This window comes from Bartonella sp. AP258QHHD (assembly GCF_042196145.1).
Lineage (GTDB): Bacteria > Pseudomonadota > Alphaproteobacteria > Rhizobiales > Rhizobiaceae > Bartonella.
The window spans coordinates 102,846-122,886 of the sequence record NZ_JBHIPR010000063.1; the positions used below are offsets into that span (position 1 = coordinate 102,846).

The 20,041-nt window shown below is 35.9% G+C and carries 18 protein-coding genes, 1 tRNA gene and 6 pseudogenes; 8 read left to right on the top strand and 17 right to left on the bottom strand.

The genetic code is table 11. The annotated features are described in order from the left end of the window. The first annotated feature begins 877 nt into the window (after positions 1–877). The 3 genes and pseudogenes from ACFIMM_RS07775 (at position 878) to ilvC (ending at position 4,905) form a co-directional block, all read left to right on the top strand. Positions 878–1,999: an ATP-dependent RecD-like DNA helicase gene (locus ACFIMM_RS07775; protein ID WP_375614621.1), complete on the top strand. Its 1,122-nt coding sequence runs from the start codon at positions 878–880 to the stop codon at positions 1,997–1,999. 83 nt (positions 2,000–2,082) lie between these two features. Next, complete coding sequence (locus ACFIMM_RS07780) at positions 2,083–2,817, top strand: pyridoxine 5'-phosphate synthase (RefSeq protein WP_375613393.1); 735 nt, start codon at positions 2,083–2,085, stop codon at positions 2,815–2,817. A gap of 1,067 nt (positions 2,818–3,884) precedes the next feature. Then, a pseudogene (ilvC, locus tag ACFIMM_RS07785) lies at positions 3,885–4,905 on the top strand (ketol-acid reductoisomerase). 113 nt (positions 4,906–5,018) lie between these two features. Here the strand turns inward: ilvC and ACFIMM_RS07790 are convergent. From ACFIMM_RS07790 to ACFIMM_RS07815, 6 genes and pseudogenes are all read right to left on the bottom strand, one after another. Next, positions 5,019–6,410 carry an amino acid permease gene (locus ACFIMM_RS07790; RefSeq protein ID WP_375612029.1) on the bottom strand — a complete coding sequence of 464 codons (1,392 nt, stop codon included), beginning with the start codon at positions 6,408–6,410 and terminating at the stop codon, positions 5,019–5,021. Positions 6,411–7,418: 1,008 nt separating this feature from the next. Then, the gene (locus tag ACFIMM_RS07795) at positions 7,419–8,819 is read right to left on the bottom strand and encodes an amino acid permease (protein WP_375612030.1); all 1,401 of its coding nucleotides are present in this window, start codon (positions 8,817–8,819) and stop codon (positions 7,419–7,421) included. A gap of 734 nt (positions 8,820–9,553) precedes the next feature. After that, positions 9,554–10,198: a LysE family translocator gene (locus ACFIMM_RS07800; RefSeq protein ID WP_375692690.1), complete on the bottom strand. Its 645-nt coding sequence runs from the start codon at positions 10,196–10,198 to the stop codon at positions 9,554–9,556. After that, on the bottom strand, positions 10,195–10,803 hold the full coding sequence (locus ACFIMM_RS07805; RefSeq protein WP_375628879.1) for a fumarylacetoacetate hydrolase family protein: 609 nt from the start codon (positions 10,801–10,803) through the stop codon (positions 10,195–10,197). Before ACFIMM_RS07805 ends, ACFIMM_RS07800 begins: the two co-directional genes overlap by 4 nt. A 516-nt stretch (positions 10,804–11,319) precedes the next feature. Next, positions 11,320–11,868 (bottom strand): annotated as a pseudogene (locus ACFIMM_RS07810) (phage terminase large subunit family protein); the annotation flags it as partial. Then, entirely contained in the window at positions 11,861–12,442 is a 582-nt protein-coding gene (locus ACFIMM_RS07815) for a hypothetical protein (protein ID WP_375628881.1), read from the bottom strand. The gene ACFIMM_RS07815 and the pseudogene ACFIMM_RS07810, both read right to left, overlap by 8 nt. Before the next feature lie 60 nt (positions 12,443–12,502). On the opposite strand from ACFIMM_RS07815, the gene ACFIMM_RS07820 reads away from it, so the two are divergent. From ACFIMM_RS07820 to ACFIMM_RS07840, 5 genes are all read left to right on the top strand, one after another. Continuing rightward, on the top strand, positions 12,503–12,817 hold the full coding sequence (locus ACFIMM_RS07820) for a type II toxin-antitoxin system RelE/ParE family toxin (RefSeq protein ID WP_375682745.1): 315 nt from the start codon (positions 12,503–12,505) through the stop codon (positions 12,815–12,817). Between the two features lie 16 nt (positions 12,818–12,833). Continuing rightward, complete coding sequence (locus ACFIMM_RS07825) at positions 12,834–13,130, top strand: HigA family addiction module antitoxin (RefSeq protein WP_375628884.1); 297 nt, start codon at positions 12,834–12,836, stop codon at positions 13,128–13,130. A gap of 75 nt (positions 13,131–13,205) precedes the next feature. Next, positions 13,206–13,415 (top strand): hypothetical protein, encoded by a 210-nt coding sequence (locus ACFIMM_RS07830; RefSeq protein ID WP_375681315.1) that lies wholly within the window; start codon positions 13,206–13,208, stop codon positions 13,413–13,415. Positions 13,416–13,539: 124 nt separating this feature from the next. Continuing rightward, on the top strand, positions 13,540–13,803 hold the full coding sequence (locus tag ACFIMM_RS07835) for a type II toxin-antitoxin system RelB/DinJ family antitoxin (protein ID WP_375628888.1): 264 nt from the start codon (positions 13,540–13,542) through the stop codon (positions 13,801–13,803). Beyond that, positions 13,790–14,071, top strand: a complete 282-nt coding sequence (locus ACFIMM_RS07840) for a type II toxin-antitoxin system YafQ family toxin (protein ID WP_375628908.1) — start codon at positions 13,790–13,792, stop codon at positions 14,069–14,071. Before ACFIMM_RS07835 ends, ACFIMM_RS07840 begins: the two co-directional genes overlap by 14 nt. A gap of 103 nt (positions 14,072–14,174) precedes the next feature. Here the strand turns inward: ACFIMM_RS07840 and ACFIMM_RS07845 are convergent. The 11 genes and pseudogenes from ACFIMM_RS07845 to ACFIMM_RS07895 all read right to left on the bottom strand — a co-directional run bounded on the left by ACFIMM_RS07845 (position 14,175) and on the right by ACFIMM_RS07895 (position 19,935). Next, positions 14,175–14,632 (bottom strand): annotated as a pseudogene (locus tag ACFIMM_RS07845) (antA/AntB antirepressor family protein). 592 nt (positions 14,633–15,224) lie between these two features. Continuing rightward, positions 15,225–15,765 (bottom strand): annotated as a pseudogene (locus tag ACFIMM_RS07850) (hypothetical protein). 42 nt (positions 15,766–15,807) lie between these two features. Next, positions 15,808–16,127, bottom strand: a pseudogene (locus ACFIMM_RS07855) (hypothetical protein). A 167-nt stretch (positions 16,128–16,294) separates the two neighbouring features. Continuing rightward, positions 16,295–16,546 (bottom strand): type II toxin-antitoxin system PemK/MazF family toxin, encoded by a 252-nt coding sequence (locus ACFIMM_RS07860; RefSeq protein ID WP_375682744.1) that lies wholly within the window; start codon positions 16,544–16,546, stop codon positions 16,295–16,297. A 79-nt stretch (positions 16,547–16,625) separates the two neighbouring features. Further along, positions 16,626–16,844, bottom strand: a complete 219-nt coding sequence (locus ACFIMM_RS07865) for an antitoxin (protein ID WP_375613730.1) — start codon at positions 16,842–16,844, stop codon at positions 16,626–16,628. A 233-nt stretch (positions 16,845–17,077) separates the two neighbouring features. Then, positions 17,078–17,423: pseudogene (locus ACFIMM_RS07870) on the bottom strand (hypothetical protein). A 276-nt stretch (positions 17,424–17,699) separates the two neighbouring features. Continuing rightward, on the bottom strand, positions 17,700–17,888 hold the full coding sequence (locus ACFIMM_RS07875) for a hypothetical protein (protein ID WP_375613729.1): 189 nt from the start codon (positions 17,886–17,888) through the stop codon (positions 17,700–17,702). Positions 17,889–17,892: 4 nt separating this feature from the next. Further along, the gene (locus ACFIMM_RS07880) at positions 17,893–18,468 is read right to left on the bottom strand and encodes a hypothetical protein (protein WP_375638318.1); all 576 of its coding nucleotides are present in this window, start codon (positions 18,466–18,468) and stop codon (positions 17,893–17,895) included. Between the two features lie 95 nt (positions 18,469–18,563). Continuing rightward, a complete protein-coding gene (locus ACFIMM_RS07885; protein WP_375613727.1) occupies positions 18,564–18,809 on the bottom strand; it encodes a hypothetical protein in 246 nt (81 codons plus the stop codon). A 198-nt stretch (positions 18,810–19,007) separates the two neighbouring features. Further along, positions 19,008–19,235, bottom strand: coding sequence for a hypothetical protein (locus ACFIMM_RS07890; RefSeq protein ID WP_375613726.1), 228 nt, complete (start codon positions 19,233–19,235; stop codon positions 19,008–19,010). A 614-nt stretch (positions 19,236–19,849) separates the two neighbouring features. Continuing rightward, positions 19,850–19,935: transfer RNA gene (locus ACFIMM_RS07895), tRNA-Leu, on the bottom strand. Positions 19,936–20,041: the final 106 nt, after the last annotated feature.

Below are 20,041 nucleotides of genomic sequence, written 5' to 3' on the forward strand. Positions count from 1 at the left end.
AGTTAGTTTTTATAAACTTTAAAACATTGCGACAAAAAGAAAAAGTTTAACTCAATAGATGGAGAATTGCGCTTTTCTCATATTCTAGAGGATGAACCTGAAGTGCTACGCTGGACTGAAGCCATGTCCCAGTTTTCTATAATAGACTACCAAGAAGGCCATACTTACGAACCATATTTTATTGTTGAAACAGAAAAAGCTACATATTTGTGCGAGATAAAGCGTGCTTCATATAAGTGTGATGTCTCTCTTTATTCGTTGAGATATCACTTATTTGTAGCATGAAGAGTAAATTTATTAAAATCATGATAAGAGGGAGATAGGAACTTTATAGGTGTATCATCATAGGATTAAGTCGTTTTGTTGAGAGCTATTTCTATTTTTGCCAAAAGGTTTTTGATATATTTAATTATAATTTCATAATAGTGGATGTACTTTATTTTTATGTGCAAGAAAGCTGATTGATTGTGTAAAATAGTATTCATAAAATTACATTATTCTTATCCTGTTAAGGACATTTTTTCTAGTGAGGGTTTTGCAATTGCAATGCTCTTTTTCTCATTCTAAATTTTGGTTAGAAAAAGCGTATAGAGGTGTTATTTTAAATTTAAGATATGCATCTTCCATTGTTGGTGTTACTGTTGTAAAAAATGATATTTTATTTGATACGCATAAGGTGTTACCAAGAAGATCGATGTATAGATAAAATTTAGATTGTTACACTATCTTGAAAAAACAATGGGTAAATAATTGATAATTGTGCTACGAAAGTTGTTAGATGGGTGTGTGTCAGCAATTCTTAATAAAAAAATTTTTCTTGATAGTTGGTTTTTTTCAAAATACTGCTCTTTTTATGCAAATCTTATGTTGGTAAGCTATGCAGTTTTCACGGGAACAGGATAATGCATTGAAGGCTGTTGCCGCGTGGTTGAAGGAAGGGCGTTCTCCTCTTTTTCGCCTTTTTGGCTATGCGGGGACGGGTAAGACGACGCTTGCGCGCTATTTTGCAGAGACAGTTGATGGTTCTGTTCAATTTGCTGCTTTTACAGGGAAGGCGGCGCAGGTTTTGCGTTCTAAAGGTGCAAGCAATGCTTGTACGATTCATTCGCTAATTTATTGTCCACGTGGTGAAGAGGAAGTTTCCGATGAAATAACAGGAAAAAAATCTATTGCTCCAACATTTACGTTAAATCGAAGAAGTGCTGCTGCACAAGCTAAACTCATTATTGTTGATGAGTGCTCGATGGTAGATGAAAAATTGGCCCGTGATTTAATGAGTTTTCGAACGCCAATTCTTGTTCTTGGTGATCCAGGTCAATTGCCTCCTATATCAGGTGGAGGCTTTTTTTCTAATGGAGAACCAGATTTTCTTCTTTCAGAAATTCATCGGCAAGCGCGAGATAATCCGATTATACGTCTTGCTATGGATGTACGTGAAGGACGCGATATTGCTTATGGTGACTATGGAGAAGCGCGCGTTGTGACACGTAAAGAGGTCAATCAACAATTGGTTTTGGATGCTGATCAGGTCTTGGTAGGGGTTAATCGTACACGCCACCTTTATAATCAGCGTTTGCGTGTGTTAAAGGGATTTACAGCAGATTATCCGCAAGCGGGAGATAAGCTGGTGTGTTTGCGAAATGATCCCATTAAAGGTTTGTTGAATGGCTCTTTATGGAAGGTGATGACTTCACAGAAGGAGACCGTTAAACCAAGTATTAATCTTCTTGTGAAACCAGAAGAAAGTGAGCGTGGTGTAGCAAAGATTAAACTTTTAAAAGCAGCGTTTGAAAACCCTGATCAAGAAATTTCATGGCAATTAAAAAAGCGATATGATGATTTTGATTATGGGTATGCATTAACGGTTCATAAGGCGCAAGGTTCTCAATGGAATAATGTCGTTTTGTTTGATGAAAGTTTTGCATTTCGTGATATGTATGCACGCTGGCTTTATACGGGAATTACCCGCGCAGCAGAGCATTTAACGATTGTTCGATAGAGAAAATGTGTGTATCATCCCAGTTTCAGATAGAAAATGCCTTTTTTCTATCTTGTTACACACTATAAAAAATGGAAATGGGCATGGCGGTAAAACTTTCGGTTAATCTTAATGCTGTTGCTGTTTTGCGTAATCGACGTAATCTTCCGTGGCCAAGTATAACAAATATTGGGCATATAGCGCTTGCTGCTGGAGCAGCAGGTTTGACGGTTCATCCGCGCCCTGATGAAAGGCATATTCGTTTTGCGGATTTACCAGATATATACTGTTTAATAAAGAACACTTTTCCTACTGCTGAGTTTAATATTGAAGGTTATCCCAGTGATCAATTTTTGGATATCGCTAAAAACTATGCGGATCAGATTACCCTTGTTCCTGATGATCCAGATCAGTCAACGTCTGATCATGGTTGGAATTTTGCTCATGATGCAGAATTTTTAGCACCTATTATTCAGAATTTAAAAAACAGAAAGATTCGTGTATCCCTTTTTGCTAATCCTACTGTCGATGGTCTTGATATTGCTAAAGCAATGGGCGCTGATCGTGTGGAATTTTACACGGGACCTTACGGTGGTGCATTTCAGGATAAAACAAAACAAGATCAAGAGCTCAATAAACTTGTTTTAGCAGCAAGAAGAGCAAAAGAATTGCAGTTAGGTATAAACGCAGGGCATGATCTGACACTTATGAATCTTCCTGCTCTTGTCAAAAATATTCCTTGGCTTGATGAAGTTTCTATTGGCCATGGGCTCATTGCTGATGCATTAGAGTATGGAATACATGAGACTGTTCAGCGTTTTATCCGGTTGTTATCGTAATCTTTTTCTCTCTATAAAAATTGGAAAAGAAATTTTTATAGAGGTTTGCCAATTTATCTTAAAAAACAATTTTATATATGTTGATATAAATAGCACTATTATCGTGCATTATAAATATTCTATTGTTCCTCTATTTATTGGTTGCTTTCTATCTTTTGTTTTTGAGTGCATGCGATGTTTTTTATTTGTACTATCCATTATGAGGAAGTTTTAAAATCTTCTTATTATAATTTCTTTGAATGGAGAAGAAGTAGGGTTTTGAAAGTATTTCCCTTATAAAGGAGTGCGTAGGATTTTAATGGATTAATACACAAATTTTCTTGATATTGGAGCTCATTTTTGGGTTATCTGTAAATAGTATAACGTAAAATCTCCTTATGAATAAGCTTAATGCAATAGGAGCTGTTAAATAGAATGATGATATCGACTTGTAGCTTTATGAAGTAAAGAGAGTGATGTGCAATAAATCTTACACTATTATAGGGAATTTTTGAAAAGGGCTTGAGCATATTAAAATTTTTTTATAAGGCGCCATAAATGGATAACATAATAGCCGTATGGGGGCTTCTTCGTGTGAGAGGCGTGGGTATTAAAAGAACGTAAAAAGTAAAAACATCCTCTCTATTATTCTAAAGATATTGTTGTATATGCTTTTGAAGGTTGTATTAAAACAATACTTGTTATTTTGTAATTTTTCTTGCTATCCGTATTGATTTGGTTCATGTTAAAAATTGTGTGTTGTATCTTAATTTTTAGAATATAGCGTTTTGTTGCACGATAAAAGAGTAGAATATTAGCTAAATTTTCTTTAGAAATCTTATTTTGTGTAATTATTGTTTTTGTAGAATAGCAGTTGAAGTTTATTTGGGGATCCGTATATGTTTTAGGAATGTTTGGGGACTACAGTTTTTTCTATGCAATATGTAAACTTTAAAATTATTCAATTGCTGTGTTCTTATAAGCGGTGTTTTTTGTCTTTATAAGTGTGTGATGCACTGTAGATAATGTTTCTTATTGAATAAAAGTAATCTGAAATCCAGTTTAAATAGAGAAAGAAGGAATTTTTTATGCGTGTTTATTATGATCGTGATGCGGATGTTAATCTCATTAAAGGGAAAAAAGTAGCCATTGTTGGTTATGGTTCTCAAGGGCGTGCGCACGCTTTAAACTTGAAAGATTCTGGTGTTAAAAATGTGCAAATAGCTTTGCGTTCAGGGTCGGAAACAGTAAAAAAAGCCATGGCTGATGGTTTTGAAGTGGTGAGTGTTGCTGAAGCAGCAAAATGGGCAGATCTCATCATGATGGCAACACCAGATGAATTGCAAGCTGATATTTATAAGGAACATATTCATGATCATTTACACGATGGGGCAGCGATTGCTTTTGCGCATGGTTTGAGCATTCATTTTGGCTTGATTGAACCTAAAAAAAAACGTTGATATTGTGATGATTGCTCCTAAAGGTCCAGGGCATACAGTTCGTCATGAATACCAACGGGGTTGTGGTGTTCCTTGCTTAATAGCGGTGGCGCAAGATGCTTCAGGGCATGCTCATAATTTAGCATTATCTTATGCATGTGGTCTTGGTGGTGGACGTGCTGGGGTGATTGAAACAACTTTTAAAGAAGAGTGCGAAACTGATCTTTTTGGTGAACAAGCGGTTCTCTGTGGAGGTCTTGTTGAATTGATTCGAGCTGGTTATGAAACATTAACGGAAGCAGGTTATGCACCAGAAATGGCTTATTTTGAGTGTTTACATGAGGTTAAACTGATTGTTGATCTCATGTATGAAGGGGGCATTGCAAATATGAATTATTCGATTTCTAATACAGCTGAATGGGGTGAATATATGTCTGGTCCACGTGTGATTACGGATGAAACCAGAGCAGAAATGAAACGTATATTGAAAGATATTCAAACGGGTAAATTTACATCGAATTGGATTCAAGAATATAAAGCTGGTGCTGCTCATTTTAAAAGTATGCGGCGTTTAAATGATAATCATCCTATTGAAGAAGTTGGTAAAAAACTTCGTTCTATGATGCCTTGGATAAAATCGAATGCTTTGGTTGATAAAGAGCGTAATTGAAGCTTCTTCAGAGATATTTTGTCAATAGCTTTTATAATTTTATAGATAAATATCAAAAAAGGGTAACTTTAGTTACCCTTTTTTATATGTTTTTGAAACATAAGCTTTATTTTTTAATTTTTTGCATAATTCTTTTTCCCAAAAAGAAAGTATACAATTCCTAAAAATATGAACCACGCTGGAGTGTATTTTAAAGCTATGGCAGTGTCAGCTTCTAATGACAATAAATAGATAATGAATGCAAAGAAAACAAGAAGCGCCCAACACATAACAACACCTCCTGGCATTTTATAAGGAGAGACAGTATGCTGGAGAGGACGATTGCGGCGATAGACGATATAGCTGATCAAAATGATAGACCATACAAATATAAACAAAGTTGCGGCAATTGTCGTAACAATTGTAAAAGCAGCTATGAGTGTTTGAGATAACGATACAACGGCATAACCAAATAAGATGCATATACATGAAAAGAATAATGCGTTGGCTGGAACGTGGTTACGAGAAAGTTTTCCTAAAAATTTAGGAGCACCTTTTTGTGTTGCTAGCCCATATATCATACGGCTGGTAGAAAAAATTCCACTATTTGCTGAAGATGCGGCAGCTGTGAGGACAACAAAGTTCATCAAACCTGCAGCAGTTGGGATACCAATAAGTGCATACATTGTTACAAATGGGCTTTTTTCTGGACTGATTTGATCCCACGGCGTCACAGACATAATCACAAGAAGAGAGAATATATAAAAGAATACAATGCGGATTGGTATTGAATTAACAGCCTGTGGTAAAGCTTTTTGAGGCTCTTTTACTTCAGCAGCAGCTGTTCCAGCGAGTTCAATGCCAACAAAAGCAAAAATAACAATTTGAAATCCAGCAAAAAAGCCTGTAATTCCTCGCGGAAAAATATTCCCACCGTTCCATATATGGCTAAGAGAAGCAACCGTACCGTTTGGAGAGACAAAACCGGTAAAGATCATATAAAATCCTACAACGATTAGGACTAGAATTGCTACGATTTTGATAAAACCAAACCAAAACTCAAGTTCGCCAAATAGTTTTACGGCGACGAGGTTAAGAATTAAAAAGGACATAAGACCAATTATAACAGGAATCCACGGATTGAGTTCAGGCCACCAAAAATGTGTATAAGTGACAATAGCAATAATTTCAGCAGTTCCAGTGACAATCCAACACAACCAATATGTCCAGCCGATAAAGAATCCGGCACATGGCCCTAGAAGATCGGTTGAGAAGTCAATAAAAGATCGGTATTGTGTATTAGAAAGCAATAACTCTCCCATAGCACGCATGACAAAGTATAGAGCACAACCAATAATTGCATAAACGAGTAGAATTGAGGGGCCTGCTACACTGATTGTTTTTCCTGATCCCATGAAGAGACCTGTTCCAATCGCTCCACCAAGGGCTATAAGTTGTATGTGTCGGTTATGTAGTCCACGTTGCAATTTCTTCTTAGGTTTTTTTTCTAAATTTTGTTTGTTCATTTTTGGGGAGTTCTCCTTAGTTATTTTTAAATAAAAATTACCCTAAAAAAGGTAATTCCTTCTATCGGAACACGCTATGGTTAAGGAGTAAAGGAATTTTTTTCTATTACTATATGTGAATAAAGCAAAAACATTATTAATTTATGGAATAATTATTTTATATATAATAAACAAAATATAAATTGTATTATATTTTTTTTGATTTTTTATTTTTTATACATAAGTAATATATATAATACATAATATAATTTATATTATATATATTGTTATTTGTATATAAATAATAATATATATTTATTTATAGTAATTTTTTATATAAATATCTTTATATTTAAAATTATTTATTTATTTATATTTTTAGCTATATAAAAATATAAATAAAATTGTAAATTTATTAAATATAAAACTTTGTATATAAATAAAATAAGTTTAAATAGTTAAACTATTGTTTAAAACATTAAAAAATATATTTAAATTTTACATTTGATTATTAATATTTAAAATTTATTACAAATAGAAAAATATTTTCATAGAATCTTTTTTTATTGCAGATAGCTATTAAGATATATTCTGTTTAGAGCTATATTTTTAATTTTGATAAAAAATTGAATATAAATTTTTTTGGGGGGGGGGGAAGTTTTAGATAAATCTCATGTTTTATTAGTAAACAATGTCAGTGAAGTTTATAGAGAATTTTTTACAGAATAGCTCGTTTCTTATCCTATTGTGCAGTAAAATACTGTTGTGTAGAGTAGTGATATAAAGCATATAACATTTTACGCATTAAGTATTTTTAGAATGGGTGGTGAGTGTTCAGGGCAGGGCTAGCCCATAGAGCCTTATGTAGGTGAACCATATAAATGATCAGCAGCATTCCCCCTTAATAAGCCGGATTGTTTACAAACCGGTGCCGGTAGGAATCGTCGTTTTTTGATGTTTGGGGAGGAGGTTAAGTAGAAAAAGGGTAACTAAAATTACCCTTTTTTGAGATGTTTTTATGTATAGACTTTATTTGTTACCTTGAGTTATTTTTTTCTTTACAAACATAAAATACATTATACCTAAGAAAACAAACCAGAATATACTATATTTTAAGGCTAGTAGAGTATCAGCTTCTAATGTCAACAAATAGAGCATGAAAACAAAGAAAACTAAAATTATCCCACACATGATAACACCTCCTGGCATTTTATAAATGGATTCAGCGTGTAGATGAGGGCGATTGCGACGATACACAATATAGCTAATCAAAATTACAGACCATACGAATAAAAATGCAATAGCTGAAATGCTTGTCACAATTGTAAAAGCACTTATGAGGCTTGGAGAGAGTGAGGCAATTGTATACCCTATTAAAATACATAAACAGGAAAAGAATAGAGCATTGGCTGGAACATGGTATCTGGAAAGTTTACCTAAAATTGGAGGGGCACCTTTTTGTGTTGCAAGTCCATATATCATACGGCTGGTAGAAAAAATACCACTATTTGCTGAAGAGGCAGCTGAGGTAATAACGACAAAGTTTACCAAGCCGGCAGCTATCGGAATGCCTGCAAGCCAAAACATCGAGACAAAGGGGCTTTTATCTGGAACAATTTGATCCCAAGGTGTGACAGACATAATTACAGCGAGAGAAAAAATGTAAAAGAGTACAATACGGACCGGTATTGCATTAATTGCTTTGGGGAGAACTTTTTTAGGTTCTTTTACTTCAGCAGCGGTTGTTCCAGCAATTTCTATACCAACAAAAGAAAAAATGGCAATTTGAAATCCAGCAAAAAAACCTGTCATTCCTCGCGGAAAGATATTGCCATCGTTCCATACGTGATTGAGAGAAGCAACCGTACCATTGGGAGAGGTAAAGCCCGTAACGATCATATAAAATCCCACAACAATTAATGCTAAAATTGCGACGACTTTGATAAGACCAAACCAGAATTCAAGTTCACCGAATAGTTTCACGGCAAAGAGGTTAAAGATTAAAAAGACACTAATGCAGGTAAAAACGGTAAACCATGGATTGAGTGTTGGCCACCAAAAGTTCATATAAGTGATGATGGCAATAATGTCAGCAGCTCCAGTTACAACCCAGCTCAACCAATAGCTCCAGCCAACAAAGAAAGCGATTCCCGGTCCTAGCATATCGGTTGAAAAATCAATAAGAGATCGGTATTGTGAATTAGAAAGCAACAATTCTCCCATAGCACGCATGACAAAGTATAGAGCAAAACCGATAATAGCATAAACGAGTATGATGGAAGGACCTGCTACACTAATTGTTTTTCCTGCCCCCATGAAGAGACCTGTTCCAATAGCACCACCAATGGCTATAAGTTGTACATGTCGGTTGTGTAGTCCACGCTGTAACTTATTCTGAGAATTATCTTTTAAATTTTGTTTGTAGCTCATTTTTTGGGGGTTCCCTTTAATTATTTTGAGATTAAATTACACTAAAAAAGCATTATTTCGTATCGAAGCATGATATAAATGAGGTGTAAAGGAAAAAAACGTTTTTTATGATTTTGTGTGGATAAAGAAAAGAATATGTTTTAGGAATATGCTTTTGAAAAAAGAGAATGTTGTCCTCTTAAATAATGTAACAGATATTTGAATAGGGAGCTTTTTATTGTTATTAATAACAAATAAATTGTTCATTAAAAGACGTGGGGCTTTTAAAATTATTTCAGAAAGTTGTCAGGAGTTTTTATAATTTTTTGAAACTTATTATTTGTAATCAGTACATTATTTATTATTATTCATAATGGTGAGAGTTTTACTTTTTGCTCAAATAGTACTCGAGAGTTCTCATCTTAGTTTAAGAAACAATTTTTAATGGAAAATTAAAATGATTTTTAAAATCATTTTTTTGTTTGTATGGTGCTATCATAAATCAAAAAGTTACTTTTGTTTCATAAACGAAAAGAGGAATATCATAGCTTATTTTTTTAAAAGTGATGAATAAGGATTTTGTTTAGATATTGGTAACATTTTATAAAATATTGCGAGAAACTCACAAAGTTTACACAAACGTCCTTGAGAATATGATAAAGAAATGCAACGTAATTCAGTTATACAAAGAAAAAAAGAACTGGGGATTGTATAAGCTCTGTTAGAGATTGAGCTATTCACAGTGAGAGACAGAATCAGGAAAAGATTGCTCTATTAACTTTACAATTTGTTATCAAAGATAAAACTGTTCCTGTCGCAATGTTAATCGAGCCTTTTACCCGCTGCTTTTTTAAGGCGGTACTGGCAAATGATATAAAAATGGTCATTAAAGTAAACCATGCAAAGATGTTGAAAGAATGTATGGTTACAAGTTCAAAACCTTTTTTAATGCTACCTCCAGAAGCTAAGAATTTTGGAAAAGCTGCTATGTAAAATATAGATACTTTGGGGTTTAGTATTTGTGTCAAAAAACCGTCCATATAGCTGGTTAAAAGCTTTGTTTCACTCGTAGCATGCTTTTCATTCGTTGAACTTCTTTCTTTTGAATTTAAGCTGTGTATTCCAGATTTAATTGATTTAAAGCCCATGTATAATAAATAGCTGCCACCCATGAGTTTTACTAAAAAAAACAGCGTTTTGTTGTTGAGAATGAGCGCTGATACACCTAGTATGGAAAATGCCCCATGCACATATGTTGCTGTACACAATCCTAAAACGTTTACAAATGCGTTCTTTCTTCCCAATCTCGTTGCATTATCGATGATAAGGGCCATATTCGGCCCCGGTGAGATGACTAAAAACAATGAAACAATGAAAAAGGTCAGTATTTGATGATTCATTTTACTTTTAGCTCTGAAATTAATTGATTTTCGAGATACAATTCTATTCTGTCAAACTGAGAAAGTTTTCCTACACCCTGTGGAGTGCCTGTGTATATGAGATCACCACGTCTTAGCTGAATGTAGTGACTTAAAAACGATATTATCTTCTCAAAGCTAAAGATCATATTTTTCGTATTGCCAACTTGTCTTGTTTCGCCATTCAACTTCATTGCAAAGGTTATTGGGTTGTTTATTTTTTCCTTGTTTATGAAGTCAGAGACGTATGCAGCGCCTTTAAATCCTTTCGATAAAAGCCAAGGAAGCTTTTTTTCTTTCAGTTTTGTTTGCAAATCCCGCGCTGTGAGATCAAGACCTATTGCTACGGCATCATAGCATTCTTCTGCTTCTTCCTCCATGATCATGAAAGCGTCCTTTGAGATTTTGAGCACAATTTCGGTTTCAAAATGTATTTCTTTGGAAAAATCAGGGAGATAAATTTCATTGCCTAAAACGAGTGAACTTTTGGGCTTGCTAAAGATAACAGGTTCATCTTCAACAACATTACCTAGTTCATGAACATGTTCAACATAATTGTATCCAACACAGTAGATGTCATTTATCATGGGAGCCCTCCAAATTTTTCATTTTCTCTTTGTATAGGCAAGAGAAAACTTTGCAAACAACATTTTTTCTTATATCGCGTTTTGCGTTTTCTGGAAAAGAAGCATTATGTGGGTTAATGACTAACCACGATGACAGCCCTTCGCATTATCCTCTTTTGAAGAGTGCTCAATCTTATAGTTTTTGAGATTATTTTCATTTTGATTGCTAATCTCCTGAAATTACTTTATTACTTAAAGAGTGATTTTGCTCGTCTACGCAGCGATTAGTAGGGTCTGAAAGCCCTAAAGTTCGATCATAAATGAGCCCACTCTGTGGGTGTCTCGGAATTATGGGATATTTTTCTATGTCTAGGTGCTATGAGCACTAAAAGTAAAAATCTGGTTCGTATTCAATACTTTCAGGCTCTCGGAATACTAATGCGAGGGTGCTCGCAACCGGCGGGGGATTTGAAAGTGAAAAGCAAAAAGCCACATTTTAACGACATTTCTATAGGCAAAAAATCGCTTTCAAAGAAAACTGAGAGGATAGGCATCCACCTCATCTAAAATCAGATAACGAATAGGCATGGAACGCAAACCAGCTGCACTGTTTGCTCCTGTAAGCATCAATGCCCCACCATCAAACTCTTTCGAAAACATGGTATTCCCGCTGTCACGTGCTCGTGCTGGGGCTATGCGTTCACTTAAAACTGCACTTGCCATAATCATAGGATCAAGCCGCGTCTTTGAAAGCTTTTTGGCTGTCTCAACCGTTGGCATCACATAAAGGGCAGGTCCTGGACTATAATGAATAGCATAACCGCAGAAATTTAATCCTGCCTCTGACATGCCAACTTGCGCCCCTTTCATGACAATAGTTGTTTCAATTGGCACGTAGGAGGAAAGATTATCCATGATTTCGCGCAAATAGGGGGTCCGCTTTGTTCTCCACAATCCAGGTTCAGCACTTGCTACGGTGCTAAGGTATCTATTCTTATCCGCCCATTGCGAAACCGTATACGGTGGGTCCGGTTGTCTTGCATTATTGGCATGGGCGAAAAATTCTTCGACTGCATTGTCATCCATTATTCGTTTCTTGCAAGTTCTCTAACTCTGGAGAATGAGGATCATGAAAAGGCACTGGAATATTAACCGCCTCAAGCAAAGCGGTTCTCATAGTGTAATCAATAGCACCAATAAGGCTGGCCGCATCACATCCAACTTGTGCAGCAATGCTTGCACCAAAACGATGAGGAAAATTCAACATAGCATCACGGTGCGCTCTTCCAAACTCACGAGCTGCCTTTTTCATTTCTTCTCGATCAACAGTGGTTTCGCGTAAGCGTTCAAGTGCAATCTTTTCGCTTTCAAGGGCAACTTGCATTCGCTCCAGTTTTATCTTGTATTCATTGGCTCCATCTGTAGAGGCTTGTTTGATCTTTGTCCGCGGTTGACCATCAGGCGCTAAAAATGGAGCAGGGCGCTTTGTTGGATTCTCATTCCAGATGCTTGTGGCAAGGGCTTCATTGACAGAACCATCTTCAAAAAGAGCCGCATCAAATTTACCTGTCTTTATCCGAGAAACCACCGCATTATGTGAAACACCCATCTTCTTCGCAAACGCACGAACCGATAGACCCTCACGATGCTTCTTGGTCATTTTGCACCTATTGCTAAATATTTTTCAACATTCATCCTTTTTTTAGATTAGTATCATGCTATGATACATAAAAGAGCGAATGAAGGTGATTTGGTGATTGAATCTTTTGCGGATAAGCGTTGTAAAGATCTTTTAGAAGGTAATCCGCTTAAAGGTTTTCCAACAACTCTAGTACGTATAGCCCAAAGAAAATTGTTTATGCTCGATAAAGCAGTTGACCTCAAAGATTTGCGCAGTCCTCCAGGAAATCGTTTAGAAGCATTGAAAGAAGAGCGTAAAGGTCAATATTCTATTCGTATTAATGACCAGTTTCGTATTTGTTTTGAATGGCGTTCTAATGGCGCCTATGAAGTTGAAATCGTAGATTATCATTGATCTGTAGGAGGTCGAGATGAAAAATTATATTGCTATACATCCCGGAGAAATTTTACGGGAGGAATATTTAAAAGAATATGCTCTCTCTGCTTATGCCCTTGCAAAAGCATTAAATGTTCCACGCACGAGGATAGAACGTATTATTGCGGAAAATAGTCCAGTGACTCCAGATACAGCATTAAGATTAGCCTATTTTTTTGATACTACTGCTGAATTTTGGCTTAACATGCAAGCTGCTTATGACGTTAGTATATTACAAACTGAAAAAGCAGACGAATTTGCCAAAATCAATAAATTTGAATGTAGGGTTTAATGATCTTTCCACTCTTGAGGTTTGACGGCATAACAGATAATTGACGATCCGGTATAATCGGGTGTATATTCCGGTATGCAAACGGAAACGCTTCAAGTCACACGAGAATTATTGGTTTTCAAAAAAAACTTTAAAATAAGATGTGGCTATACAAAAGAAGATTTGGAAGCTGTGGATTCTCCATCATTGACAGATGAAGAACGTGCACGTCTAAAGCCAGCTAAAGATGTTTTACCACCCTCTTTCTTTAAATATGTAACAAAAGAACGCCGTAAACGTGGGTGAAAGTCTAAAAAAGCAAGCGGTTGCTAAATCAACCACCTCTCCACTTTAAAAAATGATGCTTTACAGTTGAAATTATACTTCAATTGTATTACATTGAAATACAATTGAGAAAGGAGAAGTCATCATGGCTGCCAGTCGTATGGTTCAAGCGCGTGTACCAGAAGAAATTCAAAATGTTGCTAGTCAAGTTATTCAAGCCTCTGGTTTATCAGTAAGTGATGTCGTGAGAGTATTGATGACACGCATTGCGCAAGATAAAGCTATTCCATCCTTTTTGTTTCAACCCAATGCGGAAACCATAGCGGCTTTTGCTGAATTGGATGAGGGCAACTTAAAAAAGTTTCATTCTGTAGATGAATTATTTGATGATCTCTATGCGGACGATTGAACGTACCACCATCTTCAAACGTGATTTCAATCGTGAAATGAAAGGACGGTATCGGCATCTTTTAGATACTGATTTGCGCCAAATCATTGCAGCATTAGCAAATGACCCGCCTTTAGAACCTCGATATCATGACCATGCATTGACTGGGAATTGGAGCAATTATCGAGATTACCATATTCGACCTGACTTAGTGTTGATTTATCGCTTGATTGGTCAAGATCGATTGATTTTAATGCGTTTGGGCTCCCATTCAAAACTTGATCTTTAAACCACCTCCCCATTTTTGAGAACGGGGAGGTATGTCATATTCCTTTAAATCTAAGCAGTTTCACGACAGATCTTGCTAAAACGCGTTTAGCTTCTTTTGTAACTTATTTGTAATGATCAAGCTCTTTTTTGATTTCATCTATTTTTAAAAGACGACCAAAGATGATACCTATGATTTTAGAATAATTTGTCAAAACATGTTGGCGAAGATAGTAAAATCATCAAAGCGTTTATCACTATCATAATTAGTAGATTGGCTTTTTAGTTTCTTTTCACATTCAATAAAATAATGGCGTGCTTGGCGTCCTTTCTCATTGCGTTCAACCATTGAGAGCTCTTTCGCCATGTCTAATATGATGTGATATTCTGTACTTGGACGACCACCTTTAGGTTTCGCTAAAATTTTAGCGAAACCTATAAAGGCCTTATTTTCTAGGAAGCTGTACTCCTCAATGTGATTTTTTATCCAATTTCTAAATTCCGATTTAACTTCCAAAAACGTATGCAATTCACGCGCATTAACAGTTTGAACGGTTTTCGGATCAATGACTTGTTCTGATATTTTTAAGAATGTTCATAATGAACTCCTATCGATTAGACGTTCCTTAATGACACTCTAAAAGAGTGCTGGGCACTAAGAAAAACGGCATCTAGTCCGTCGTTACGCCTTTCCCCGAAGGGTGTTATATAGTATAGCCACACCTGACAAAGCTATTATATGCATGTAGCATACAATGAGTTAAAGCTTTTAAATTGCGGAAGATTAGTTATTTCGGCAACTAATCCGCTAGTTGTTTTGAGGCACCTGATTCGAAAATACCTATTACTATAGAATTGTTCAGCAACAAAAATTACTTTTTGCTAAGAAAACGTTTCACATACTGTACAGTGTACATATTGAAATTGTTATCTATCAATGAGTTAAGTGTACAATGTACAGTCAAATTGAAAATTCTGTCGCTAGCGATAGTTCGCACTAGCCTGTCCCGCAACGAAGCCAACCCGCTGAGAAGTACCTTTTATATTGATTTTATTGACTTTTTTATGGAAAAACAAAGCATAAGTGATAATCTGTTTTTAAAATTGCAATCAAAGTGTGTAATGCATAAACTCATAAGGATATGTAAGATATAGATAAAGCTTGAGAACATGATCTAGCCTTTCTTATTAGCAGCGTATTCTTGACGAGAAAGTTGTCTCTGTATATTTTTGGTTAATCTTTCATTGGCATATTGTGCAATAGCACTTGTAATCTCTGGCTTTGACATCACCCTAGCAATTGAGGGTTCCTCTTGTTTTGCAATGGGGAATTGATCTCCATCCGCTCTTTGAAAAACATTACCCTTCATCTTTTTTAAATCAACACGCTTTGGAAAACTCCCATCCTTGATAAAAACATGGGCAAGATTTGTTTTTTTCCAAACAGTTGTGTAAGTCACGCCGCGTTTTGTTCTTTTGCTTTAAAAAATTTAAGAAGTATCGGTGTTCCAGAACGAATGATATCTGTCTCAAGAAACCTTGCTGTCGCCTTTTCTTTAATATAAATACCTTGCTTAACATGCTTTGATTGGGCAGATGTAACATCGGCAATTTGCTTTTCAGTAAAGCGTTCGACTGTTTTGCTGCGGTGTTTAGAGCATTACGCAAAGCCCAATTAAGGTGTGGTGCTTGAAGACTGGTGAAGGTATCCTTCACCTGTTGAAGATACCATTTTTGGTGGATGATTAACTTCAACGTCTAAGCCTTTTTAAGAGTAGGTGTTGATGGCTTGGAAGCTTTAGATGCTTTTGGTTTTTCGAGTAAGGTTTCTTCAGTCATTGGTTCAGATAATGTTTGTGCTACTTCTTGTTCTATCTGCTTAATTTGTTCAACTGTCTTTTTAGGTTTTGCTGTTGTTTTGACGTCAACAAAAGGTTTTGCAGCATTGGCGCGCTTGAGACGTGCGTAGACCTGATTAGAAACTTCAACAAATGGATTATTGGGGGTAATGGTTCAAAGCGAACAGCGCTTTTATTGTCTCCAACAACACACATTGACGTAGTGATGACAGCTTTCATTATGGCTCCTTTTGAGTCATAATTAATGACATCATTAGTCAAATATTGATTTTTATTCTGTGAAAAATTGATTAGCTGATTGTCAGCAGAAAAAAATCATGATCTTATGCTTTTTTACTTTTTACCTAAAGTTGGTGTTTTTAAACATTTAAAAGTGTAGAAAAAATTCAAGTAAGAAATGTTGATAACCTTGCTAAGACTTCATCCATAATTATATATGGAATAGTTTCCATTCTTTTTCCATTACGCGCTACTATATCTAAAGCACGCGGTTGGTCACAGCGTATCACACCTGTTGTATGCAGCCCTGTTCCCACCAATGAAACAGCAAAGCCTGCTATTCTAGCAAAATTTCCTCCACTCGTAATGGGCAAAACAATGGGTGTTTTTGTTAAACGATTAAACGCCTCCGGTGACACAATCAGTACAGGACGCGTTCCTTTTTCTCATAGACAGAGGTTGGGTCAAGCGATACAAATCAAATTTTACCTCGCTTCATTACAAGAGCTCTCTGCCAATAAGCTTAGCATCAAACCACTCTACATCTTTATCCGCAAAATCGTCCGAAGGATTACATTCGGCTAACAATTCTTCAAGAGTGTAATTTTGCGATATTTGTGGTTTTACAACCAATTGTCCATTATCAATAGCCAAACCCACTTGCATATTTTCAGTAAGATGAAGAACATCAAACAATGCAGGCGGTATAGAGAGCATAACGGATCCTCCAACTTTACGTAATTTTGTTGTGCATAAAACGCCCTCTCTAATATTATATAAAAATATAACATAAAGTCCATGATTCAATAGCTTTTAATGCTTTTGTGCAAATGTTTAAGAAGCGCATTTAGAGCAATACGCAATATACTCTGAATAAAGTCAATATTTTTTTAATTTCTGAAAAACATAAAAATATAAAAGTTATAATACCAAACAAGGCTCTTAGCTGCTTATCTGTAAACATATTTATTTCTTGCGGTTTTCGATAATTTTTTGATCTCTCTGTTGATCTCGTCTATAAGAGGTTCGTAATTGAGAATGCTTTTCGGAATATCACCACCGTAAACCCATGCTTTTACTTGCGCTTTGGTACTAAAATCCGCATTCTTAGGTGTTTTGTAATACTGACCACCATCAAACTTTTCACACTCTCTTGTGCCGTCTTCGTATTCGTAGAGGTTGTAAAAATACTCCTCTGTCCCATCCCCCATGGGGCATACCCACTGCCGTTGCAACAAACCTCTTTCGCATGGGTTGTTTACGGTTTTTTAAGAATAGATGTTTTAAAATGAACATACTTTAATCCTAATTTTACAAATTTGTCTATTTGCCTCAAATTTGACCGTACAGAGCGTTTTATAAGATAGGTTTTTTATCATAAAATCTTTAAATCACTCTGTACGGTGCCATTTTGTCGATTTAAATGCACATCCAATCACAAAACGATCAGCAATTTTCATTAGTTTGCTAATTTGCAGTGTTTTTCACTTGCTTTTCAACCAACGTGAGTGGTCTTGAATTCTCTCTCATTGCCTTTTCTTTCAGCCTTTTTTCACGGGTGTTCAAAACAGCCTAGTGTACAAGATTGGCTTTCGTCAAAAGACTATTTTTCAAATCACGACATAATCTTACTAACTCACGAGTGCTTGGAAAAAACGTATCCGATAAACCTTCTAACTCATCGCATAAAATCCGTTTAACCGTTTTTATGAGTGACCACGCAGAAACACTTTCCAAAACCATTCCATAGGTAAGCGCCATACCTTCATGATCTGTCTGTTGCGAAATTTTTAAACCACACCGAAAGCATCCGAATTGCCTTGGTTATGTCCTCTTTACTCACTTTTATTGAAAACAATTCGTGAAGTTGATCACACGCTTCTAAGGCAATCGCTTCCTGCTGTTGTGTCAATGCTTGCCACTTTTCAAAACTAAAGGAAACTCCAGAGTTATCATCTCGTGAATGTGTTTCAAAGTGACCTCGAGGCCCGATATCAAGGATACTGTCTGAGATGCGTTCATCTACACTTTTTTGCCTTTGAGAGTGATTTCCATAGTTTTTTCCGTTCTCTAAATCCTCGATAGCTTTTTGCACCCAGTTGCGCCACATTGCTTTCCAATCCGTTTTGCGTGCATCTTTGCCTGTTCTAGCTTTCCAAAAATCTCGAAATTTTGCCATTTCGGCTTTGATACGCTCTGGAGGCAATCCCTCTTCGATTGCGAAATCATAAACAGGTTCGAAATCATCAGGGGTACGACAGCCACTGTCATTTCTAACCCGTTTAGCTTTTTTCGTAATGTTCTCTTGCTCGTGAATGGAAGGTTGGTTTTCTACACCCATTTCGATTTGCTCTGATGTGGTCTCAACAGCAGCAACCTATGTTAGTTCGTCAACCTGTTCGTTTGTTTCTAAATTTTCAGAAGCAGTTTTTTTTGCTAAAATGATAGTTTTAGTTTATATATATTCTTATTCTGGTTCTTTATAGCTTGATTTTGCTTAGCGTTTGCTTCAGCAAAATCATTAAAATGTTTTTTATAGCGTTTTTTATTGTACACCTTTTTTCCAGCCTCACTATGAATTTGCGATATGGGCGCTTTTTTATCAGTAAAATCTTTTAGCTCTTCTTCAATGCGCGTATTCGACAAACCATTATCTTTCTCAAGAAATTTACCATTCTTCATGAGATATTCGACAATAGTTGCAAACTTTTTTGCGAGCAATTGCAAGCGCGGGCAAGCATTTCAAAATCTGTTTTAATTGGTGCTTTTTTGTCATATATGCGAATGAAAAGCGTTATATAAATGCCCCTTTGTTCTCATGTCATTCCATCTATCTCACTGTTCCAGTCATTCAAAAGGAATCTTATCCATGGCATTGCATTAGACATGCGCATTCCCTTCTTTAACTAAATATAAAATTGCTAAAGCATTTGCTTCGTTGTCATCTTTTGGATTGTATTCTTTTGCACACACCGTCTTAATCATCTTTTCTTGTGAGGCATTGACTTTATCTGTTGTGATTTTCATTTTTGTAAGCCATTGCTGAAAACGCAAATAGCGCCTACTATCGCCTTGAAAACGAAAAAATTCAAAATTGACAAGTGCCACTTGTTATACTGCTGTCTACACGAGAAATCGCCCAGCCTGTCTTAGATCTAGATCAAGGCAGAGAACGGTTTGTGTATTGATGATCATCTTCCCCCATGAAGGCTGTTGCGTATTTATATGTGCGCTATGACAGAGCGTGTTGTGATTGCCTGTTTTGAAAAAATGGTCGTGAGAAAGTACTTGAAACTACTTTTGGGCCAATTTTTTACTGCCATTCGAGGAAAAATAATCTTAGAAGCAGTTGATTTTCGAATTAACTCTTCTTGTTTTTGAATCACATCTTTTTGTGCACGTATTATTTCAGCTTCTTTATCTATTATTTTGTCTTTTGCATCTATCTCTTTTCTGAGCTTTTGCGTCGTTTTACAAGAGTCATGAAGAGTATAAGCCAATCCCAAATTAGCAATATTGATTGCCTCTCCATCCTATAAAGACGAGGAGGAGGTCAAAGTGCTAAAAAGGTACCTCAAAAAGCAGCAATGATTCGTATTTTAGTACCACCGCGGTGCCGTCTTATAGCGTTATAATAAAGTTACGAAAGGTGGTTTAGAAGGTGCTTTAATTTTTTTTGATTTTTAATAAATCATTGGAAAATAAGAGAGATTAAGATAATCTGGTGCGGACGGCGGGACTTGAACCCGCAAGGTCTTCGACCGGCAGATTTTAAGTCTGCTATGTTTACCGTTTTCATCACGTCCGCGATGTGAGTTCTCTCATAAGCTATATCTTTTATTGAATCAAGAATTAATGACAAAAGAAACATTTTTCATTTTTTAGTGAAATTTTGACTGACAATAGTTTCCTTT